Source organism: Mesorhizobium sp. M0045 (assembly GCF_040323385.1).
In the GTDB taxonomy this organism is placed as follows: Bacteria; Pseudomonadota; Alphaproteobacteria; order Rhizobiales; family Rhizobiaceae; genus Mesorhizobium.
Genome location: NZ_JAMYUY010000001.1, coordinates 495,402 through 513,589, shown reverse-complemented (window position 1 = coordinate 513,589; position 18,188 = coordinate 495,402). Strand labels below are relative to the sequence as shown.

General features: G+C 61.3%; 12 protein-coding genes and 1 pseudogene. 6 read left to right on the top strand and 7 right to left on the bottom strand.

Annotation, left to right across the window (positions count from 1 at the left end; all coding sequences use genetic code 11):
- Positions 1–48: 48 nt before the first annotated feature.
- Entirely contained in the window at positions 49–1,167 is a 1,119-nt protein-coding gene (locus tag NKJ72_RS02585; protein ID WP_352475694.1) for a glycosyltransferase family 4 protein, read from the top strand.
- Here the strand turns inward: NKJ72_RS02585 and asnB are convergent.
- Together asnB and NKJ72_RS02575 are read right to left on the bottom strand one after the other, a co-directional pair.
- Positions 1,141–3,066: an asparagine synthase (glutamine-hydrolyzing) gene (gene asnB / locus NKJ72_RS02580; protein ID WP_352475693.1), complete on the bottom strand. Its 1,926-nt coding sequence runs from the start codon at positions 3,064–3,066 to the stop codon at positions 1,141–1,143. The genes NKJ72_RS02585 and asnB overlap by 27 nt on opposite strands.
- 168 nt (positions 3,067–3,234) lie before the next feature.
- On the bottom strand, positions 3,235–4,476 hold the full coding sequence (locus tag NKJ72_RS02575; RefSeq protein ID WP_352475692.1) for a glycoside hydrolase family 5 protein: 1,242 nt from the start codon (positions 4,474–4,476) through the stop codon (positions 3,235–3,237).
- 116 nt (positions 4,477–4,592) lie between these two features.
- On the opposite strand from NKJ72_RS02575, the gene NKJ72_RS02570 reads away from it, so the two are divergent.
- The 3 genes from NKJ72_RS02570 to NKJ72_RS02560 all read left to right on the top strand — a co-directional run bounded on the left by NKJ72_RS02570 (position 4,593) and on the right by NKJ72_RS02560 (position 8,919).
- Positions 4,593–6,521, top strand: coding sequence for a heparinase II/III family protein (locus NKJ72_RS02570; protein WP_352475691.1), 1,929 nt, complete (start codon positions 4,593–4,595; stop codon positions 6,519–6,521).
- A gap of 236 nt (positions 6,522–6,757) precedes the next feature.
- Positions 6,758–7,753, top strand: coding sequence for a sterol desaturase family protein (locus NKJ72_RS02565; RefSeq protein WP_352475690.1), 996 nt, complete (start codon positions 6,758–6,760; stop codon positions 7,751–7,753).
- 332 nt (positions 7,754–8,085) lie between these two features.
- Complete coding sequence (locus tag NKJ72_RS02560) at positions 8,086–8,919, top strand: GNAT family N-acetyltransferase (RefSeq protein ID WP_352475689.1); 834 nt, start codon at positions 8,086–8,088, stop codon at positions 8,917–8,919.
- A 221-nt stretch (positions 8,920–9,140) separates the two neighbouring features.
- On the opposite strand, the gene NKJ72_RS02555 is transcribed toward NKJ72_RS02560, so the two are convergent.
- The 5 genes and pseudogenes from NKJ72_RS02555 to NKJ72_RS02535 form a co-directional block, all read right to left on the bottom strand.
- Positions 9,141–9,452 carry a UBP-type zinc finger domain-containing protein gene (locus NKJ72_RS02555; RefSeq protein ID WP_352475688.1) on the bottom strand — a complete coding sequence of 104 codons (312 nt, stop codon included), beginning with the start codon at positions 9,450–9,452 and terminating at the stop codon, positions 9,141–9,143.
- A pseudogene (locus NKJ72_RS02550) lies at positions 9,449–11,006 on the bottom strand (FAD-dependent oxidoreductase). The gene NKJ72_RS02555 and the pseudogene NKJ72_RS02550 overlap by 4 nt, the downstream one beginning before the upstream one ends.
- A gap of 360 nt (positions 11,007–11,366) precedes the next feature.
- A complete protein-coding gene (locus tag NKJ72_RS02545) occupies positions 11,367–12,293 on the bottom strand; it encodes an NADP-dependent oxidoreductase (RefSeq protein WP_352475687.1) in 927 nt (308 codons plus the stop codon).
- 113 nt (positions 12,294–12,406) lie between these two features.
- Entirely contained in the window at positions 12,407–12,844 is a 438-nt protein-coding gene (locus NKJ72_RS02540; RefSeq protein WP_352472517.1) for a CBS domain-containing protein, read from the bottom strand.
- A gap of 490 nt (positions 12,845–13,334) precedes the next feature.
- Complete coding sequence (locus tag NKJ72_RS02535) at positions 13,335–14,132, bottom strand: AraC family transcriptional regulator (RefSeq protein WP_352475745.1); 798 nt, start codon at positions 14,130–14,132, stop codon at positions 13,335–13,337.
- 277 nt (positions 14,133–14,409) lie between these two features.
- Between NKJ72_RS02535 and NKJ72_RS02530 the strand changes: the two genes are divergently transcribed.
- Together NKJ72_RS02530 and NKJ72_RS02525 are read left to right on the top strand one after the other, a co-directional pair.
- Positions 14,410–15,876, top strand: coding sequence for an alpha-glucosidase/alpha-galactosidase (locus NKJ72_RS02530; protein WP_352475686.1), 1,467 nt, complete (start codon positions 14,410–14,412; stop codon positions 15,874–15,876).
- A gap of 125 nt (positions 15,877–16,001) precedes the next feature.
- The gene (locus tag NKJ72_RS02525) at positions 16,002–18,086 is read left to right on the top strand and encodes an ABC transporter substrate-binding protein (RefSeq protein WP_352475685.1); all 2,085 of its coding nucleotides are present in this window, start codon (positions 16,002–16,004) and stop codon (positions 18,084–18,086) included.
- Positions 18,087–18,188 lie beyond the last annotated feature (102 nt).

Genomic DNA, 18,188 nt, shown 5'->3' with positions numbered 1-18,188 from the left:
GAACGTTTGCTTTGCAGTTACCCGGTCTGTGTTATTTAGGGTACCATCATGTTGCAGCGCCTCATATCCGATCGAAAAATACATGTCCTGGTCGCGACGCCGTCGGGCGTTTCGGGGCAGGGCGGCATCGACCGCATCATGGGGGCGCTGAAGCAGGAGTTCGAACGGCAAGAAATCGCCGACATCGATGTGTGCTTCCTTGCCAGCCGTGGCCCGGGGCATGTCGGACTTTCGATCTTCTATATGCTCGGCTTTTGCTTACGGATGCTTAAAGCGCGTCTGGCTGGGCGTGCCGATGTCATTCACATCAACATCTCAGTTTCCGGCAGCACCTACCGCAAGATGGTGATCGCCGCCTGCGCACGGCTGCTGTCGATACCCTATGTCCTGCATTTGCACGGGGCGCAGTATCAGACATTCTGGAAAGCCGACCGCGGTTTCATAAGCCGCCGTATCAAAGCTCTGTTCGAGCACGCCGATCGGGTGATCGTTTTGGGCAGGCTTTGGCGCGATCTCGTCGCCAGCCGGGCGCCGGGCGCAGCCGGCAATATTGTGATCGTGCCCAATGCGACCGAAGTCCCGTCGCTGGCGCATGTCGGCGGCGGCGACCATGTGCATATCCTGTTCCTGGGCCGCATCGGCGACCGCAAGGGCGTACCGCAATTGCTGGAGGCACTGCACCGCATGAGCCCTGTCAAGAATTGGCGCGCCACGATTGCCGGAGATGGCGAAGTCGAGGCGGCACGGACAAAGTCAGCCGCGCTGGGGATTGCAGACCGGATCGCCTTTCCGGGTTGGGTGGGACCTGACGATGTCGCATCGCTGATCTCTTCGGCCGATATTCTGGTTCTTCCCTCCTTCGCCGAAAATCTGCCGATGTCGGTGATCGAAGGCATGGCAGCCGGTTTGGCGGTGGTCGCGACCCCGGTTGGCGCGGTCGAAGACATAATCACCGACGGGCAATCCGGGCTGCTGGTGCCGCCAGGCGATGTTACAGCGTTGACCGACGCGTTGAGCCGCCTCGTGCAGAACCCGGCACTGAGGGCAAGGCTTGGTGCCGGTGCCATGGCCGTGCATCGGGAACGGCTTGAGCTCGCCCCGTTTGTCGGCGCAATCTGCGATGTCTGGCGGTCGGCCGCGTCAAGCCGTCAACCGGTCAAGCGCTGAGGCCGATGATCGCGGCGGCGCTTCGAGCCTGAATTCGCGGTGGAATATCTCCAAATTCAACAGCGCCCATATCAGCTTTTCGTGGTCGGCGGCGCGCGTGGTGTGTTCGGAGACGATTTGATCAAGCTGTTTCGGACTCAGATAGCTGCGAATGACGGAGTGAGGCGAGCAAAGATGGTCATGCACGTAGTTCCTCATCGATCCGCGAAACCACTCGGCGACCGGTACCTTGAACCCGACCTTGCGGCGGCTGAGAATTTCCTCCGGGAGGATATTGGCCATGCTGTCGCGCAGGATCTGCTTGCTGTGCAACCAACCCAGCCTGTAGCGATCGGGCAATTTGCTGACGAACGAAACCAGGTCGCGATCGAGGAACGGCATTCTTCCTTCGATTGAACCGGCCATCATCATGTGGTCGCCTCGTTCCAGGAGATTGTCAGGCAGCCACGACGTCTGATCGAAAAACAGCACGCGGCGAAGATGGGAGGCCGCAGCGCTTGACGAGAACGGAAACTCATTGCGCTCATAACGGCGATTTGCGGACGCACCGATCAGGCACGCGCGCTGCTGCGCGGAAACGGCTCCAAACCAGGAGACCATCCGGGCGGCAAAGTCCCTTTCGCCCGCGGTGCGGGCAAACGTATCGACCTTGGCCGACGCGCCCGGCATCGCGCGTACCACAGGGGAAAGGACGTTATCGTGCAGCGAGGCTGGGACAAGCGACTGGTAGATCCCGGCCAGTGATTCCGCGCGATGCTTGGGATAGCCGCCGAGAATCTCGTCGGCTCCTTCGCCGGTGAGCACCATCTTGACGTCTTGCGAGGCTCGCTCCGACATTAGGTAAATTGGAATATCGCTGCTTTGCGAAACAGGTGCCCCGCGTTGGCGAACCATCGCCGGCAGGTGATCCATCAGATCGCCTGGCTGGATTACAAGTTCGCAATGATCGGTTTTGAAATGATCGGCAACGCGTCGGGCGAATGCAAATTCGCTATAGGCTGCGTCGTCGAACCCGACAGAAAACGTGCGAATGGGCGTGGGGCTGTGCCTGGCCATCAGCGCGACGATAGCCGAGGAGTCGAGCCCTCCGGAGAGAAAGGCCCCAAAAGGTGCATCGCTGCGCATCCTGATCTCGACGGAATAGTCGAGCAGTTCCAGAAATCGCCGCTTGGCGGTTTTTCCGTCGACCCGCTCGGTCACGGCCGCCTGGTCCGGAGGCGTATAGTAGCGCGTTTCCTTGACTACCCCTTGCGACCAGACAACATAGCTTCCGGGATTGAGCTTGCGGATCTGTTTAAAAAGCGTGCGTGGTCCCGGCACGTAACGCCAGTTCAGATACTCGTCCACGGCATCCAGATCGAGTTGCTGCGCATCTTGCTGCGCCGACAACAATGCGTTGATTTCCGAGGCAAACAGCAGCAATTTTTCGCTTTGCATGAGGTAAAGCGGCTTTTCCCCGAAGGGATCCCGGGCGAGAATCAATTCCTGCCTCTGAGCATCCCAGAGTGCAAAGGCGAACATGCCGCTCAGCCGGTCGAACATGGACAAGCGCCATTGATCGTAGGCTCGGAGCAGCACCTCGGTATCGGAGCGCGTTCGAAATTGATGGCCAAGGCCGATCAGTTCCTGGCGCAACTCGATGTAGTTATATATCTCTCCGTTGAAAATTATTTTGAGACGGCCGTCCTCAATCTGCATCGGCTGATTTGACTCAGGCGCCAAGTCAATGATCGCCAGGCGGCGATGGACCAATGCCAATTGTTGCTCGCCGGTATTCAGGTCCAATATCTCGGTGCCTTCGGCATCGGGACCGCGATGCCGCAATGCGTTTGACATTCTGGCGGCCCGCTCTTGTGGATTTTTAGCCCTTCGACCGATCCATCCGGCAATTCCACACATTGTTCACCCCCTAGGCGCGCATTCCTCACTCCAGTACAACAAATGTGTTAAACACTTCGTGCCAACACAACCCAACCGGGAGAACAGCTGCCACAGGCCGTTCCTCGATCAGGCCCGGCGGTCAAGGTTTGCCGCCGGCTATTCACCGGTGAGAGGGAGTGACGGCACCTATGGCAGGCCCAATGCCTGCAGCATCTCCGGGTCGGGTACCGGGGGGCCATCGGGCAGGATGAGGCTCATCCCATAGGGATTGGAGAACTCCCAGACAGACCATGGGATCGCAAAGCGTTCGGCCTCTCCGCGCACTGCCTTGAGATAGCGCGAACGGTCGGCCTCAAAGGCGCCCATGCGGCCGTCCGCGGACATGAGGATAGCGCCGAATTCGCCCATGAAGAGCCGCCGGCTGGGAATGCCATGGCCTTCAGCCCAGTCGACAGCCTGGCGAAAGCTCGCCTTCAGTTGGCCCTGGCCCCAGTTCTGCTCGAAATACTTCGCGATTGCTTGGCGCGCGGTGGCCATGTTCATCATCTGCTCCACCCGGCTCAAGCCGGCAGCTTCCATCCGCGCTTTAAGGGTTTCGGACACCACTTCGGGTGTACTGCTGTCGGCCGGCCAGGGAAGTCCCGAAGCAAAGCTGATCGTGTCATCGGGCCGCTGGTGGGTGAAGCTGTGCGGCTCATACATATGGAAGCTGTAATAGAGGTTGGGGTCATCAAAGCCGGGGCTGAGGTTGACCAATCCGGCAATGCTGCCGCCGCAGGCGCCGGTTGCAACGATGGTAAGTTCACTGCTGACCGATCGAATGTCGTGGACGGTCCCTGCCATGATCCGCTGCCAGTCATCGCTGCCGCTCGCATCGCAAGGGTAGTATGCGGGCTCGTTGTAAGGTTCGAGGGCGACTTTGTCGGTGCCTATCTTGACCAGCATGGCGGCGACCGCCACAACCATTTGACGATAGCGGGCAACGCCCTCGCTGTCGGCGCCGCCATAGATCATCTCCATGCTGTAGTCGGGAACCTGAGTGACGCCATGCAGGTCGAAAACCACCTTGAGGCCGGTCGACGTGATCCGCTCGACGGCGGCGGCAAGTATGTCCAGCGCCTGTTGCCGCTTGACGCCCTCGCTGGCAAGCAGCGGGCCGGGATCGACGCTCAGCCGGACGAAGTCGAAGCCCATCGATCGGATGTGGGCAAACACCTCCCCGGACGGCCAGTCGGCGAGCGGCCTGCTTTCCGCAAGCCACTCCTTTTCGCTGCGATAGGGCGGCCAAACGTAGGTTCCATCTTTTTCCACCGGCGACCAGTTGAGCCACTGATGCACGCCAATGCCGCGTTTGAGAGGGATGGGCGCTGCGTCGGCCGCCACAAGCAAGGCGAGCACCCAGGCAACAACACACGCCGCTTTTCGCATCGCTCTCTCCGTATGGTCGCCGGAGATATTAACCGCAACGAACGGGAAAGAAGATTGCCGGCCCGCAGCTTTTCGACGGCATGGTATACAAGGACCGAAACGTTGACGGGGCGTGCATGAGAATCGGCTGGTACATCAACCGATTGCGCAGCATGGGACCGGCCGAGGTGCTGCACCGGCTGGTGGAGCAACGTCGAAGAATCGCGTCGCGCCGCCGCGATGATGGGTGGGAGCGCTATCCATCGCCGCGGTTGCACCCAGTGCTGCCCGGATTTCGCCATGCTGTGCTGGCAGCGACCGACGCCCAACGGCAAGCCATAGCGGCGGCCGCGCAAGAGATGCTTCAGGGCCGGTTTTCTGCACTCGGGCGGACATGGCCAAAGCGTGAGCCCGAACTGTTGTTTCCTGCCGAGCTTTGGCGTCTTGATCCGGTGACCGGCAGGCTTTGGCCTGGCCCCGAGGCTCATACTTTCGACATCGATTTTCGCCATGGCGGCGACCTTGGCGATATAAAATATGTCTGGGAGATCAACCGGCTGCAGCAATTGCCGCCACTGGCTGCACACCTGCTCCTCTGCGAGGACGATCGATCCCGGAGTGCCATCGAGGCGGCAATCGGTAGTTGGCATTCCGCCAATCCACCGTTCCGAGGCATCGGCTGGGCGTCCGGTATCGAAGTAGCGCTGCGGGCCATCAGCCTGATCGTCACCCTGGACCTCGTCGGCGACCAGCTTGACCCAGTGACGCTGCGGAAAGCTGGTGAGATACTCGCGGCAAGCGCCTATTGGCTGCCGCGGTTTCCGTCGCGATATTCCTCCGCCAACAACCATCTCGTCGCAGAGTTGGCCGGCGAATATCTGGCCGGCCTGGCGCTCGGGGCCGGATCCGAAATCGCCCGCGGCGCCCTCCTGAATGAGACGCACAAGCAGATACTTGCCGATGGCGCAGGTGCCGAGCAAACACCGACCTATGCAGCCTTCAGCGCCGAACTCATCTTGCTGTGCGCCGCCGCGGCACGCCAGGCGGGAACGCCGTTTCCCTCGGCTGTCGAAGCGCGTCTGGGCGCCTTCGCCAATTTCGTCGGCTGGCTGCCACAGAAAGCCGCCCGCTTCGGCGACGATGATGAGGGCCACGTGCTGAAGCTGGGGGACGAGCCGAACTATATCCGATCCGTCGCGTCCGCCATCCAAGGCTTACTGGGGACGCCGGGCAACGCGCCGGAGCCCAACGACTTTCGTTCGCTTTTCTTTGGTACGCCCTCGGGTCCGGTGCCCGTGGTGCACGGCTTGCAGACATTCCCGCAAGGCGGGCTCTCAGTCTGGCGCGGAGCAATGAATGGCCGCAATGTCGAACTGACGTTCGACCATGGACCGCTCGGATATCTCTCGATAGCGGCGCACGGCCATGCCGACGCGCTGTCGCTCACCCTGTGCATCGACGGTGAGCCGGTGCTGGTCGATCCAGGCACCTGGCTCTACGGCTCGGGAGGCGCATGGCGCGACTGGTTCCGCTCCACACCGGCGCACAACACGCTGAACATCGAGGGCAAGAGCCAAAGTACCATCGCTGGAAATTTCAACTGGTCGCACAAGGCAGTCGCAGCGCTGGTGGAGAGCGAGCCGGGACCGCACTGGAGGCTGAGCGCCCGGCATGATGGCTATAGAAGCCGCTTCGGCGTCGTGCATCAGCGCACTTTGGCGCGCCAGGCCGATGGCATCCTCATCACCGACCAACTGCTCGGCGGCGGGCGTCAGTCCGAGATCGTCTTCCAACTGGCCGCCGGCCTCCATGCCGACCGGCACGAAGATACGGTCACGGTATTACGCGGCGACGAGGCGCTGTTGGCCATCCGCTTTCCTGACGCTGCGCTCGACGTCGGCGCCGGCGGTGACATGCCGGGGCAAGGCGGTTGGGTTTCACTGCGCTTTGGCACCAGGCAGCAGGCCGAACGCCTCGCCTGGCACGGTGAAGTGGGCGAAGCCGGAATCCATATCCATCTTGCCCCAATTCACCCGCCACAACGGCAAAAACCGGCGCCAACGTAGAGTTGCCGGGCGAGTTCCAGCCGTATTCGACATTAATTACGTTTGGACATTTAGCGGTTTCGTTACCGTTGATCTGCTAGTCTCGCACCATCCAGCCTGCTTTGCCCGCTGCGTCCGCAACAGCCACTGGTTGCAGGCGGCGTAGCAAGTTCGGCGGGAATTTTGTGCTTTGCTATTCGCCAGATCGCCTGCTTACAACCCCAGACTGCCTTCTTAGACCAGGAGCCGCTGCAACGATGTTTTCCGAATTTGCCAGAGCGATTGTGGAAAAGCTTTCGAACGTCAATCTGACCACGCTCGGCCTGCTTCTCCTCACCGCACTGGGCAGCGCGGTGATCGCCTACTGGCGAACTGCCGAACATAAGTCCCTCAGGGATTTTTTCGACTTCGCCTTCCCCCAGGAAGTCATCCTGCACCCGTCGGCGCGAGCCGACGCCCTGTTCTGGATCACGAAACGGGCGATGATGCCTTTCCTGCTTATTCCCGCCGGCGTCACCTTCGTCGTCGCCATGGGCTATGGCACACGCGAGGCAATCGGCTGGCTCCTTAACATCCACGCGCCGCTTCTCGGCGGCCCGGCGGGACCAGTGACGATCGTCATCTTCACCGCAACCATGCTGGTCGCCTATGATATCTCATACTACCTCTACCACGTCGCCCAGCACCGTTTCCCGTTCCTGTGGGAATTGCACAAGGTACATCATTCGGCCGAAGTGATGGTGGGGATCACCAAGGACCGGGTTCATCCGCTGGACGATCTGATGAACCGCATGTGGGATGGCGTCATTCCGGGCATCTGCTTCGGTATATGGAGCCTGATCGCACTCGATCCGGTAGAGGTCGCTATCTTCGGCATCAACGTCTACGTCATCCGTAACATCCTGATGATGGACTTTGTTCGTCATACGCATCTCAAGATCTCGTTCGGCCCGTTGAACAACATCATCCTGTGTCCGCACTGGCACCAGGTGCATCACAGCATCGACCCTCGTCATTATGACAAGAATTTCGGCCTGCTTTTTTCGTTCTGGGATCGTCTGTTCGGAACGCAATTTGTCCCGGAACCGGATGAAGACCTGAAATTTGGCCTGATCGATCGCGATGTGCGCGATTATCAGTCGCTCTTTGGGCTCTACATCCTGCCGCTCAAGAAGATGGGAAGGCATGTCATGCGACTGTTTCACAGGCGGCCCAATGTAGTCGCGCAGCCACAGGACAGTTCTCCTTCATGAACACTGTTGTTTCCATGGACGTCCTAGGCGCGGAGCGCCTGGAAATCGTCCGGTCGGAGGATCGCCTGGCTGCGGTCGAAGCCGCTTGGATGGACCTTTGGCATCGTACCGACGGGCTGATCTTTCAAAGCCATGCCTGGATTTCGGCATGGTGGAGTACCGTACAACGCCGTGACCAGCGTGCGTTGCGGATCGGCCTGGTCTGGAAGGGCGAGAAACTCGTTGCCGTCGTTCCGCTGGCGATCGGCAGGCGCAGGGGGCTGCGGTTTCTCGAATGGGCGGCCGGCAGCTATACCGACTATGGGGATATTCTCGTTGCTCCGGAATGCTCGTTGTCGGCGTTGCAGGAGCTATGGACCCAACTCTGCGATGCAGGTGGCTTCGATCTTGCCTTGATCAGTCGTCTCTCGCCGGATGCGGCGGCCCGCAAAATTTTCACGCCGGGAGCTTTCGGCGGCATCAGGCTTCGCCACTTTCACCGAACGGAAGTCAGCTATCGCGTTGCCGGACAATGGGAAAGCGGAGCGGCATGGTTCGCGGACCAGTCGAAAAAGACGCGCCAAAACTATCGGCGCGGCATCAAAGCGCTGGAAGAAACCGGAGAGGTGAGATTTCGCCTGCTTGCCCCCGACGAGCCGCTGCAACCGGTACTGGAGCGCCTCGCGGCCTTGAAGCGGAAATGGCTGACCGAGCGCATGCGTGAGTCAGACCTGTTCGAAGAGGGCGTGCCGGTACTCGCCGCGCTAGTCGATGCGTTGGCGCGCGCCGGCGTGCTGCATATCTTCGTCCTCGAATGCAATGGCGTGATGGTCGCGGTGTCGATCAACTTCGTCCAGCACGACGTGATGATGGCCTTCGTGACGACATTCGATCCGGATTTCGGCCGGGCGTCGCCGGGTGTGATCCTATTGATGGATTACGTGCAGTGGTCGATCGATCACGGCTTGAGCATGGTCGATTTCCTCTGTGGCGCAGAGTCGTTCAAACACAAATTCTCAACGCAGGCGGTTACACTGGAATCCGTCATCGGGACGCGCACGGCACAGGGTGCGCTTGCATCTCTTGCCGATCGTGTCCTCCAGACCGTCAGGCAAATGCGCGAGCGTTCATCGGCACTACCAAAGGGACGCGATACCCCCACTCAAGCCGAAGCAGCCTTGGACTAAAGCGCGTCGCGTTCGATCGGCCTCAATGCGACGCGCGTTAGATTCTCGTTGTATGCATGTCGTTATCGCAAAACCGCTGCACAGTTTTGCGCGACATGCTTTGGAACGGTCCATCGTTTCACGGAAACGCCGAACAGCTCCATCTTTTTTGACGCAATTGCGGACGAAAACCGTTCACACTTTTTCTGGAATTGCTCTAGCGGCCCGCTGGCAAAAAAAGCTCAAATGAAGCGCGGTATCGGTCCGTTTTGCGGCGTGGTGCGGTTGCCGAGGTCGAGGAAGATTTCGTCGATGTAGCACCATCCCCAGCCTTCCGGCGGATCGTAGCCTTCGATGACAGGATGGCCGGTTGCCCGAAAATGCTTGGTGGCATGACGGTTGGGCGAGTCGTCGCAGCAGCCAACGTGACCGCATGTGCGGCAGAGCCGCAGATGCACCCACTGCGAACCGCTCTTCAGGCATTCCTCGCAGCCGAGCGCGCTCGGCGTCACGTCGCGAATGTCCCCGGCGTGCCTGCATTCGTCTGCCATCATACGCTCCTGACCAGTTGTGGCGCCACGGCTAGGCTGCCGTTTCGTGCGAGATATGCATGCAGCGCCGCAACCACCTGGGCGCCTTCGCCGACGGCAGCGGCGACGCGCTTGATCGAGCCAGAGCGCACGTCGCCGATGGCGAACACGCCGCCGCGGTTCGTCTCCAGAGCGCCACGTTCCTGGCCAATGTCAGGCCCGGTGCGAACGAAGCCCTTCGCGTCCAACGCCACGCCGCATTGCGCCAGCCAGTCGGTGTTCGGATCGGCGCCGATGAACAGGAAGAGGTGGCGGATCGGACGTGTTGTCTCGGTGTCGCGGTTGCGCCAGCGCCAGCAGCCATACCTTCTTCACATGCGCCGCCAAATAGACAGCAGCCTGTCCAGCCGAATTGCCGGCGCCGACCAGGGCTACCTCTTGCCCGGCGCAAAGCCGCGCTTCGATCGGCGAAGCCCAGTAATGCACGGAGATTCCCTCGAATTGCGCCAGGTTTGCCATGTCGAGGCGGCGATAGCGCGCTCCGCTGGCGATCACCACCGACCGTGCCCGCACGGCCTCCCCGCCGCCGACGGCGAGCGTGTAGTGGGCACCGGACGTGTCGCTTGCGCTGCCCAGCAGCTTCGCCTCGTCCGGTATCACCATCTCGACGCCGAATTTCTGCGCCTGGTTGTAAGCGCGCGCCATCAGCGCCATTCCCGAAATGCCGGTCGGAAAACCGAGGTAGTTCTCGATGCGCGAGGAGGCACCCGCCTGTCCGCCGAACGCACGGCAATCGAGCACGATCGTCGACAACCCTTCGGAAGCCGCGTAGACGGCCGCCGCGAGGCCGGCCGGTCCGGCGCCGACAATGGCCACGTCGTACAGCTTGCCGGCGTCGATCGGCCTCACCAGGCCGATGCAGCGGGCAAGCTCGTTCTCTCCGGGATTGAGCAGCAGCTTGCCGTTTGGACAAAGCACGATCGGCAAATGGTGGATATCGACATGGAAGCGTTCGATCATCGTCCTGGCGCAGGGATCGGCAGCCGAATCGAAAACGCGATGCGGCTGACCGCTGCGAGCCAGAAAACCTTGCAGCCTCAAAACGTCGCCGCTGTCGACCGGTCCGACAATGATCGGGCCGGCCGTGCCGCTCTCGAGCAGGCCGACACGGCGCAGGATCAGCGCCCGCATGATGCGCTCGCCGAGGTTTGCTTCCTGGACCATCAGGTCCCTCAGCCTTTGCGAGGGGATGACGAGCGCCTCGACCGGCTCGACCGCCTCCACATCCACCAGTGAGGGTCGGGCTGAAAGCTGCGCCAACTCGCCGACGAAATTGCCTGCACCGTGCGTGACGATTGTTTCGCGCCGGCCGAAGCTGCCGCCCTGGATGATATCCACCTTGCCGGACAGGACCACGATCAGACCGGGCGCCAGCTCGCCGGCTTTGACGATCTGTTCGCCTGCGGCATAGGACACGGCTTCGCCGAAACGGCCGATGCGGTCCAGGTCCGCCTCAGCCAGCGCTGGAAACATCTGATCGCGACGGGCAATGGAGATCGGATTGGCGGGTTGAGACATGGTTCGAACCTATCGCCGGTTTCCGACAGTTTGAAGCGGTTTTTTGCGGCTTGCGGCCGGTAGGAACCTAGCCCGCCTGTCGGTAAACGCTGTGCCCTTCGCTTCGCAGTTAACTGACGGCGGCCGTGCGACGGTGTCGTCGTGACGTGCCTCACAATCCGTTGCATCTCCTTGATTTGTTTGATTTGCGCATCCCGGCAAACCCGGCGCATGCTGCTTCAACCGGCATCTGCCTAAGCCGGCCAGGCCCGGCGGGCCGTCCTGTGTCAAACTCTCGGCCGCCGGGCTTCTGGACGGCAGAAAACGGCCTGTGTCCGAGCGCTCCGCAAACTCGCCTGCGGCCTGTTGTTCGGCGAGTGCTCAGGCAGCTACCTGAAGCACAATCTTGCCGCGCGTGTGCTGCTTCTCGAGCTGTTCCTCGGCCCTGGCGACTTCCTCAAGAGGATAGATTGCCTGCACGAATGGCCTGACCTTCCCGGCGTCGATGAGGCGGCTGATCTCGGCAAGCTGCGCCGCGTTAGGCTTGGTCAAATAGGAAACGCCGCGAGCCCGATGCAGGCGGGCCTTCTCCGCCGACGGTTCGGAAAGCGTTGAGACGAGCGTCCCCCCGGGTTTGAGCACGTCCCACGAGCGGTCCTGTGTTTCACCCGCTACCAGGTCGAAGACGAGGTCGACGTCCTCGACAACCTCCTCGAAGCGCTGGTTCTTGTAGTCGACCGCCTGGTCGGCGCCAAGCCCGCGAACGAAATCGAAATCCTGCGCGGACACGGTCGTCGCGACAAACGCGCCCGCGGCCTTTGCGAACTGCACCGCCAGATGACCGACGCCGCCGGCGCCGCCATGGATAAGGACCCGCTGCCCGGATTTGAGGCCGCCGTGATCGAAAAGGCCTTGCCACGCGGTAAGGCCCGCGAGTGGCACCGCGGCGGCTTCGGCGTGGCTTAAGCGTTGCGGCTTCGCCGCCGCCTCCGTTGCCTTGACGACGACATATTCGGCGTTGCCGCCGCGGTCGTTGCCGAGCATGGCGTATAGCGGATCGCCCTTCTTCAGCGTATGGGCTCGCGTGCCGCACAGTTCCACCACGCCGGACACGTCGCGGCCGACCGTGACGGGCAGATCCGCGCCCGAAGAGCCCTCGCGAACCTTGTAGTCGACGGGATTGACGCTTGCCGCGTAGACCTTGAGCGTGACCTCGTCGTCATGGGGCTGAGGCAACGGAACCGCGTCCAGCGAAAGAACCTCCGGTCCACCAAAATCGTGGATACGGACGGCCTTCATAGTAATCATGGCTTGCTCCTCGTCGGGTTGAGTCCAATTCGCCTCTGAACTGTTTCGCCGGCAGACCGGCGTCTATCAAGCCGGCGGTTCGGTCGTGGCAAAGGCCGGCCGGTGGCGCGCCGTCAGTGTATCGTTTGCGAATGCTCGCCGCCGGGTTGCGAGATGCCGCTCAGCGCTTCACCTGCTGTCGCGGTCTCGCTGTTGGTGGCGAGGTCGCCCAGCGAAACGATGCCGACCAGGCGCTTGTCACGGTTTAGCACTGGCAAGCGGCGCACTTTCAGGTCAGCCATGTTGCGCAGAACATCCTCCGCGTCTTCGTCTTCGAAGCAATACCTGACCTCGGTACTCATCACTTCCCGTACCTTGGCGTCAGGTGTCTTGCCTTGGGCGACGCCGCGGATTGCGATGTCGCGATCGGTTACCATGCCGACAAGTCGATCGTTCTCGCCCACCGGCATCGCGCCGGCGTCGAGGCGACCCATCATTTCTGCCGCATCGCGCAGGGTTTGCTGCGGACTGGCGATCTCGACGTCCTTTGTCATGCAGTTGCCAACTTTCATTTTAACCTCCGTTGGTTGCAGGGCCCGCCGCCGAATTTCGTGATGGAAGGGTGAATGAGCGCCAGCGCAAAACGTTCCATGGCAAGACCCGTTTCGAGCGCTTCGCCAAATCACCCATCCTCCACTCCAACCGCCTTCAGGCGGTCGGCCCGGGAAAGGTCGGTTCCGAAGGAATTTCGGAAGGCGTGCCAGGAGGAACTCCAAGTGGCTCCTGATCCGGCGTCGGAATTGGATCCGGCGAGGGCGGGGGTACGCCTGGAGGTTCTCCCGGCGGAGTCTCCGGCGGGGCAGGCGGCCGCGCCGGCTCCGGATTGGGATTGTCCGGCAGTGGATTCGGGTTGTTCGGATCGGGGTTGTTCATCGATCACTCCCCTGATATCTGTGGCCTGATCTCCACCAGAGCGGGGTGCGGCAGCGGCGAGCGGGCTCTCTTGTCCTAAACCGAGGGGAAGCAAAAGCGTTCCCTCACCTGGTGCCAAGCGGGGCCAATCTATCGGGCGGTTCCCAGGCTGGCATACATTCCGTTGGTGCGGAATTGCGTCGGGTTGATGCCGTAGAGGCGGCGGAAGACCTTGGAAAAATAATTGGCATCCTCGAAGCCGCACATGATGGCGACCTCCTTGACCGGCAGGAAATCGGCCTTCGTCAGCAACTTCGCCGCGCGCTGCAGTCGCTGCTGCAGCACGAATTCGGCGGGCGGAAGTCCCTCGCTCTCGGCGAAGCAGCGCGAGAAATGCGCGCGGCTCAGGCCGCTGATCTCGGCGAGATCGGCAACGCGGAGCGGCCTGTCGAGATTGGCCCTGATGTGGTCGATGACCGGCTGCATGGCGCTCTTGTCGTCGGTGACGGCATGCGAGCCGAAGACATCGTCGTAGAGCGCCATGGCGGCTTCATAGGCGACGGCCGAGGCGGCTCCCGGCGAGACCGCGCCCGTGATCAGGCGTACGCTGCAATCCGCGAGATGATCGATCGTCGAGGGCTGCAGCCGCAGGACCGGACCGACGGCGGCAAGGATCGACTTGTGGATGCGCAGTGCCTCCTCGCCGTTCATCGATATCCAGAAGAACTCCCAGCGTTCGCCCTTGGCCAGCCAGTAACGGTGGTTGTGCGGCACGAGGACCAGCAAAGTGTCGCCCTTTTGCAGGCGGTAGTTCCGGTTCTCGTAGCGCAATCGGCCGGTGCCGCTGATCGTATGCTGGAGCACGGTAAACGGCGTCTGGCCGCGCTTGCGCCCATCCCAGTCGTAGACCTCATTCTCGCGCACTTCATAGCCGGTGCTTGTCGGCATGGTGTGTAGACGCTGGCGCCCGCGCGGCAGCGATACCGTCCTGCCCGCCGGCCCGATGTCGATCAAGTTCCGCAGCACAAAATTACCCCTAAAAGCATAATCCTTCTCTGGTCGCGTGCCGAATAAGGCGCATAATCCCTCGAGAAAAGCAAAAGAAACTGCGGTCAACGAGCGGATGGGAGGAAGTGCCGGATTCCAGCCTGCATAATGTGGCGGGCGGGCCAGGCCTCTTTTCGCCGCCTTTGCCCTAGCGTTCGATCAGGTCGAGGTGAGGCTGATGAGTTTCAAGATCGCTATCATCGGTGCGGGAAGCGTCGGGTTCACCAAGAAGCTCTTCACCGACATTTTGTGCGTTCCCGAATTCAGGGATGTCGAATTCGCACTGACCGATCTCAGCGAACGCAACCTCCAGATGATCAAGTCGATCCTCGACAGGGTCGTCGAATTCAACAGGCTGCCGACCAAGGTTACGGCAACGACCGACCGCCGTGCCGCCCTCGAGGGTGCCCGCTACATTATCAGCTGCGTTCGCGTCGGCGGTCTCGAAGCCTATGCGGACGACATCCGCATTCCCTTGAAGTATGGCATCGACCAGTGCGTCGGCGACACGATCTGCGCCGGCGGCATCCTCTATGGCCAGCGCAACATTCCGGTAATCCTCGATTTCTGCAAGGATATCCTCGAAGTCGCCGAGCCTGGGGCGAAATTCCTGAACTACGCCAATCCGATGGCCATGAACACCTGGGCGGCGATCGAATATGGCAAGGTCGATACCGTCGGCCTTTGCCACGGCGTCCAGCATGGCGCCGACCAGATCGCCGAAGTGCTCGGCGCCAAGTCGCGCACCGAGCTCGACTACATCTGCTCCGGCATCAATCATCAGACCTGGTTCATCGACCTGCGTCTCAACGGCCGCAAGATCGGCAAGGACGAGCTGGTTGCCGCCTTCGAGGCGCATCCGGTCTATTCGCAGCAGGAAAAGCTGCGCATCGATGTTCTGAAGCGCTTCGGCGTCTATTCGACCGAAAGCAACGGCCATCTTTCCGAATACCTGCCCTGGTATCGCAAGCGGCCGGACGAAATCACCCGCTGGATAGACATGTCCGACTGGATCCACGGCGAGACCGGCGGCTACCTTCGTTATTCGACCGAAACACGCAATTGGTTCGAAACGGAGTTCCCGCAATTTCTGGAATCCGCCGCCAGGCCGATAGACCCCGCCAAGCGCTCCAACGAGCATGCCAGCCACATTCTCGAAGCGCTGGAGACGAACCGCGTTTATCGCGGCCATTTCAACGTCAAGAACAACGGCATCGTCACCAACCTGCCGCAGGACGCCATCATCGAGTCGCCCGGCTTCGTCGATCGCTTCGGCATCAACATGGCTGCAGGCATCACGCTGCCGGAAGCCTGCGCCGCCACTTGCACTTCCTCGATCAACGTCCAGCGCATGTCGGTTCATGCGGCGATCTCCGGCGATATCGACCTGCTGAAGCTCGCCGTCCTGCACGATCCGCTGGTCGGCGCGGTTTCGACGCCGGAAGAGGTTTGGCAAATGGTGGACGAAATGGTCGTCGCCCAGGCCCGCTGGCTGCCTCAATACGCCGAGGCGGTGCCGGCCGCGAAGGAGCGGCTTTCGAAATCCAGGATCAAGACCCGTGAATGGGCCGGGGCGGCACGGCGCGACGTCCGTTCGATCGATGAATTGCGCGCGGAAAAAACGGCTCTCAAGCAGGCCGTCTGAATTTCGCCAGGACGGATCGCGGCAAGGTTTCGGGAGGAATTTTCGGCACCGCACCCGGAAGTACATTCGTTCGAGGAGAAATGGAGCGGCGTCAACGCGCTCCTGAACAACAGGGAGGAGAGACGATGAGGAATTTCCGAAACATTGGCATTCTCGCCGGGCTGGCGCTTAGCGTCTCGGCCTCGGCCCTGAACGCGTATGCATCCGAGCCGACCGTGCCGCCGGTGCCCGCGCAATTTCCGGCCGAGGGAAAGATCAAGTACGTCGCGCGCGACTCCATCCTGGAGTTCAAGGCACTTCCGGAATACCACGAACCCGATTGGGTCACCGACAAATACGTCAAGGCAGGCAAGCTGCCGCCGGTCAAGGACCGGTTACCGAAGGAGCCGCTGGTCTTCAAGACCGGCAATATGCCGGACGGCGTCGGTGTCTACGGTGATACGATGCGTCATGTCATCGGCGGCCGGCCGGAGGGCTGGAACTATGGCGCCGGCCAGACGCAGGGCTGGGGCGGCATCGACATCGGCCTTTCCGAATGCCTGACGCGCACCGCGCCGCTGTTCCAGGTCGAGGCCAAGGACACGGAGCCGCTGCCGAACCTCGCCAGGAGCTGGGACTGGTCCAAGGACGGCCACACGCTGACGATGCATCTGGTCGAGGGCGCGAAATGGTCGGACGGCGTTCCGTTCAACGCCGACGATGTGATGTTCTACTGGGACGACGAGGTGATCGACCCTAATGTGTCGCCGCTGAACGGTGCCACGCAGGAGACCTTCGGCGTCGGCACGACGCTGAAGAAAATCGACGACTACACCGTCGAGTGGACGTTCAAGGACGCCTTTCCGAAACAATACCTTTACGCCATGGCTTACGGCACCTTCTGTCCGGGCCCGTCGCATATCCTCAAGCCGCAGCATCCGAAATATTCGAAGAACACCTACGAGCAGTTCAAGAACGCCTTCCCGCCGGAATATATGAACATGCCGGTGATGGGTGCCTGGGTGCCGGTGGCATACCGCCCCGACGACATCATCGTCATGCGTCGCAATCCGTACTATTGGAAGGTCGACGAGAAGGGCAACCAGCTGCCGTATCTCAATGAACTGCACTACAAATTGTCGACCTGGGCCGACCGCGACGTTCAGGCGGTATCGGGGGCGGGCGACTTCTCCAATCTGGAGCAGCCGGAGAACTTCGTCGCCTCGCTGAAGCGCGCAGCGCAAAAGGACGCGCCGGCACGGCTTGCCTTCGGCCCACGGTTGATCGGCTATAATCTTCGCATGAATTTCTCAGCCAATGGCTGGGGCAACCCCGACGAGCGCGGACAGGCGATACGCGAGCTGAACCGCAACGAGGATTTCCGCAAGGGCGTCACCATGGCGCTCGACCGCAAGGCGCTCGGTGACTCACTGGTCAAGGGTCCGTTCACTGCCATCTATCCCGGCGGCTTCTCCTCGGGCACGAGCTTCTACGACCGGAAGTCGACGGTCTACTACCCCTTCGATCTCGAAGGCGCCAAGGCGGAACTCGCCAAGGCAGGCCTAAAGGACACGGACGGCGACGGCTTCGTCAATTTTCCTGCCGGCACCGCCGGCGGCAAGAATGTCGAGATCGTGATGCTCGTCAACAACGATTACACCACCGACAAGAGCCTCGCGGAGGGCGTCGTCGGTCAGATGGAGAAGTTAGGTATTCGCGTTGTCCTGAACGGGTTGAACGGTACCCAGCGCGATCAGGCCAATTACTCCGGTCGCTTCGACTGGCTGATAAGGCGCAACGAAACGGAACTCACCTCGGTCGTGCAGAACACCGAGCAACTGGCGCCGGTCGGCCCGCGCACCAGCTGGAACCACCGCGCTCCGGAAAACGGTCAGGTAGATCTGATGCCCTTCGAGAAGGACCTTGTCGATATCGTCAACAAGTTCGTCTCGGCGCAGGACAATGACCAGAGGGCCAGCCTGATGAAGCAGTTCCAGAGAATCTCGACGGAACACGTCTATACCGTCGGGCTCACCGAATATCCCGGCGCGCTGATCATCAACAAACGTTTCTCCAATATCCCGCAGGGAACGCCAATCTTCATGTTCAACTGGGCCGAGGACTCGATCGTCCGCGAGCGGGTCTGGGTGGCCGCCGACAAGCAGCAGAAATATGAGCTGTTTCCCGAACAGCTTCCCGGAAAGCCCGGGGATAAGGGTCCGACGAACTGAGTTTCCTCCCCTGACTTGAAAATTCCCGGCCGCGCTGCTGGCGCGGCCGGGACAAAGCCAGCGGTGAGGGATAACTGAGAATCTAAGCGAGGAGCAAAACGG

Coding starts and splice junctions, on each gene's coding strand:
- NKJ72_RS02565 (WP_352475690.1), top strand. CDS start 6,758: ATGTTTTCCGAATTTGCCAGAGCGATTGTGGAAAAGCTTTCGAACGTC.
- NKJ72_RS02585 (WP_352475694.1), top strand. CDS start 49: ATGTTGCAGCGCCTCATATCCGATCGAAAAATACATGTCCTGGTCGCG.
- NKJ72_RS02535 (WP_352475745.1), bottom strand. CDS start 14,132: ATGCCGACAAGCACCGGCTATGAAGTGCGCGAGAATGAGGTCTACGAC.
- asnB (WP_352475693.1), bottom strand. CDS start 3,066: ATGTGTGGAATTGCCGGATGGATCGGTCGAAGGGCTAAAAATCCACAA.
- NKJ72_RS02540 (WP_352472517.1), bottom strand. CDS start 12,844: ATGAAAGTTGGCAACTGCATGACAAAGGACGTCGAGATCGCCAGTCCG.
- NKJ72_RS02545 (WP_352475687.1), bottom strand. CDS start 12,293: ATGATTACTATGAAGGCCGTCCGTATCCACGATTTTGGTGGACCGGAG.
- NKJ72_RS02570 (WP_352475691.1), top strand. CDS start 4,593: ATGAGAATCGGCTGGTACATCAACCGATTGCGCAGCATGGGACCGGCC.
- NKJ72_RS02575 (WP_352475692.1), bottom strand. CDS start 4,476: ATGCGAAAAGCGGCGTGTGTTGTTGCCTGGGTGCTCGCCTTGCTTGTG.
- NKJ72_RS02530 (WP_352475686.1), top strand. CDS start 14,410: ATGAGTTTCAAGATCGCTATCATCGGTGCGGGAAGCGTCGGGTTCACC.
- NKJ72_RS02525 (WP_352475685.1), top strand. CDS start 16,002: ATGAGGAATTTCCGAAACATTGGCATTCTCGCCGGGCTGGCGCTTAGC.
- NKJ72_RS02555 (WP_352475688.1), bottom strand. CDS start 9,452: ATGATGGCAGACGAATGCAGGCACGCCGGGGACATTCGCGACGTGACG.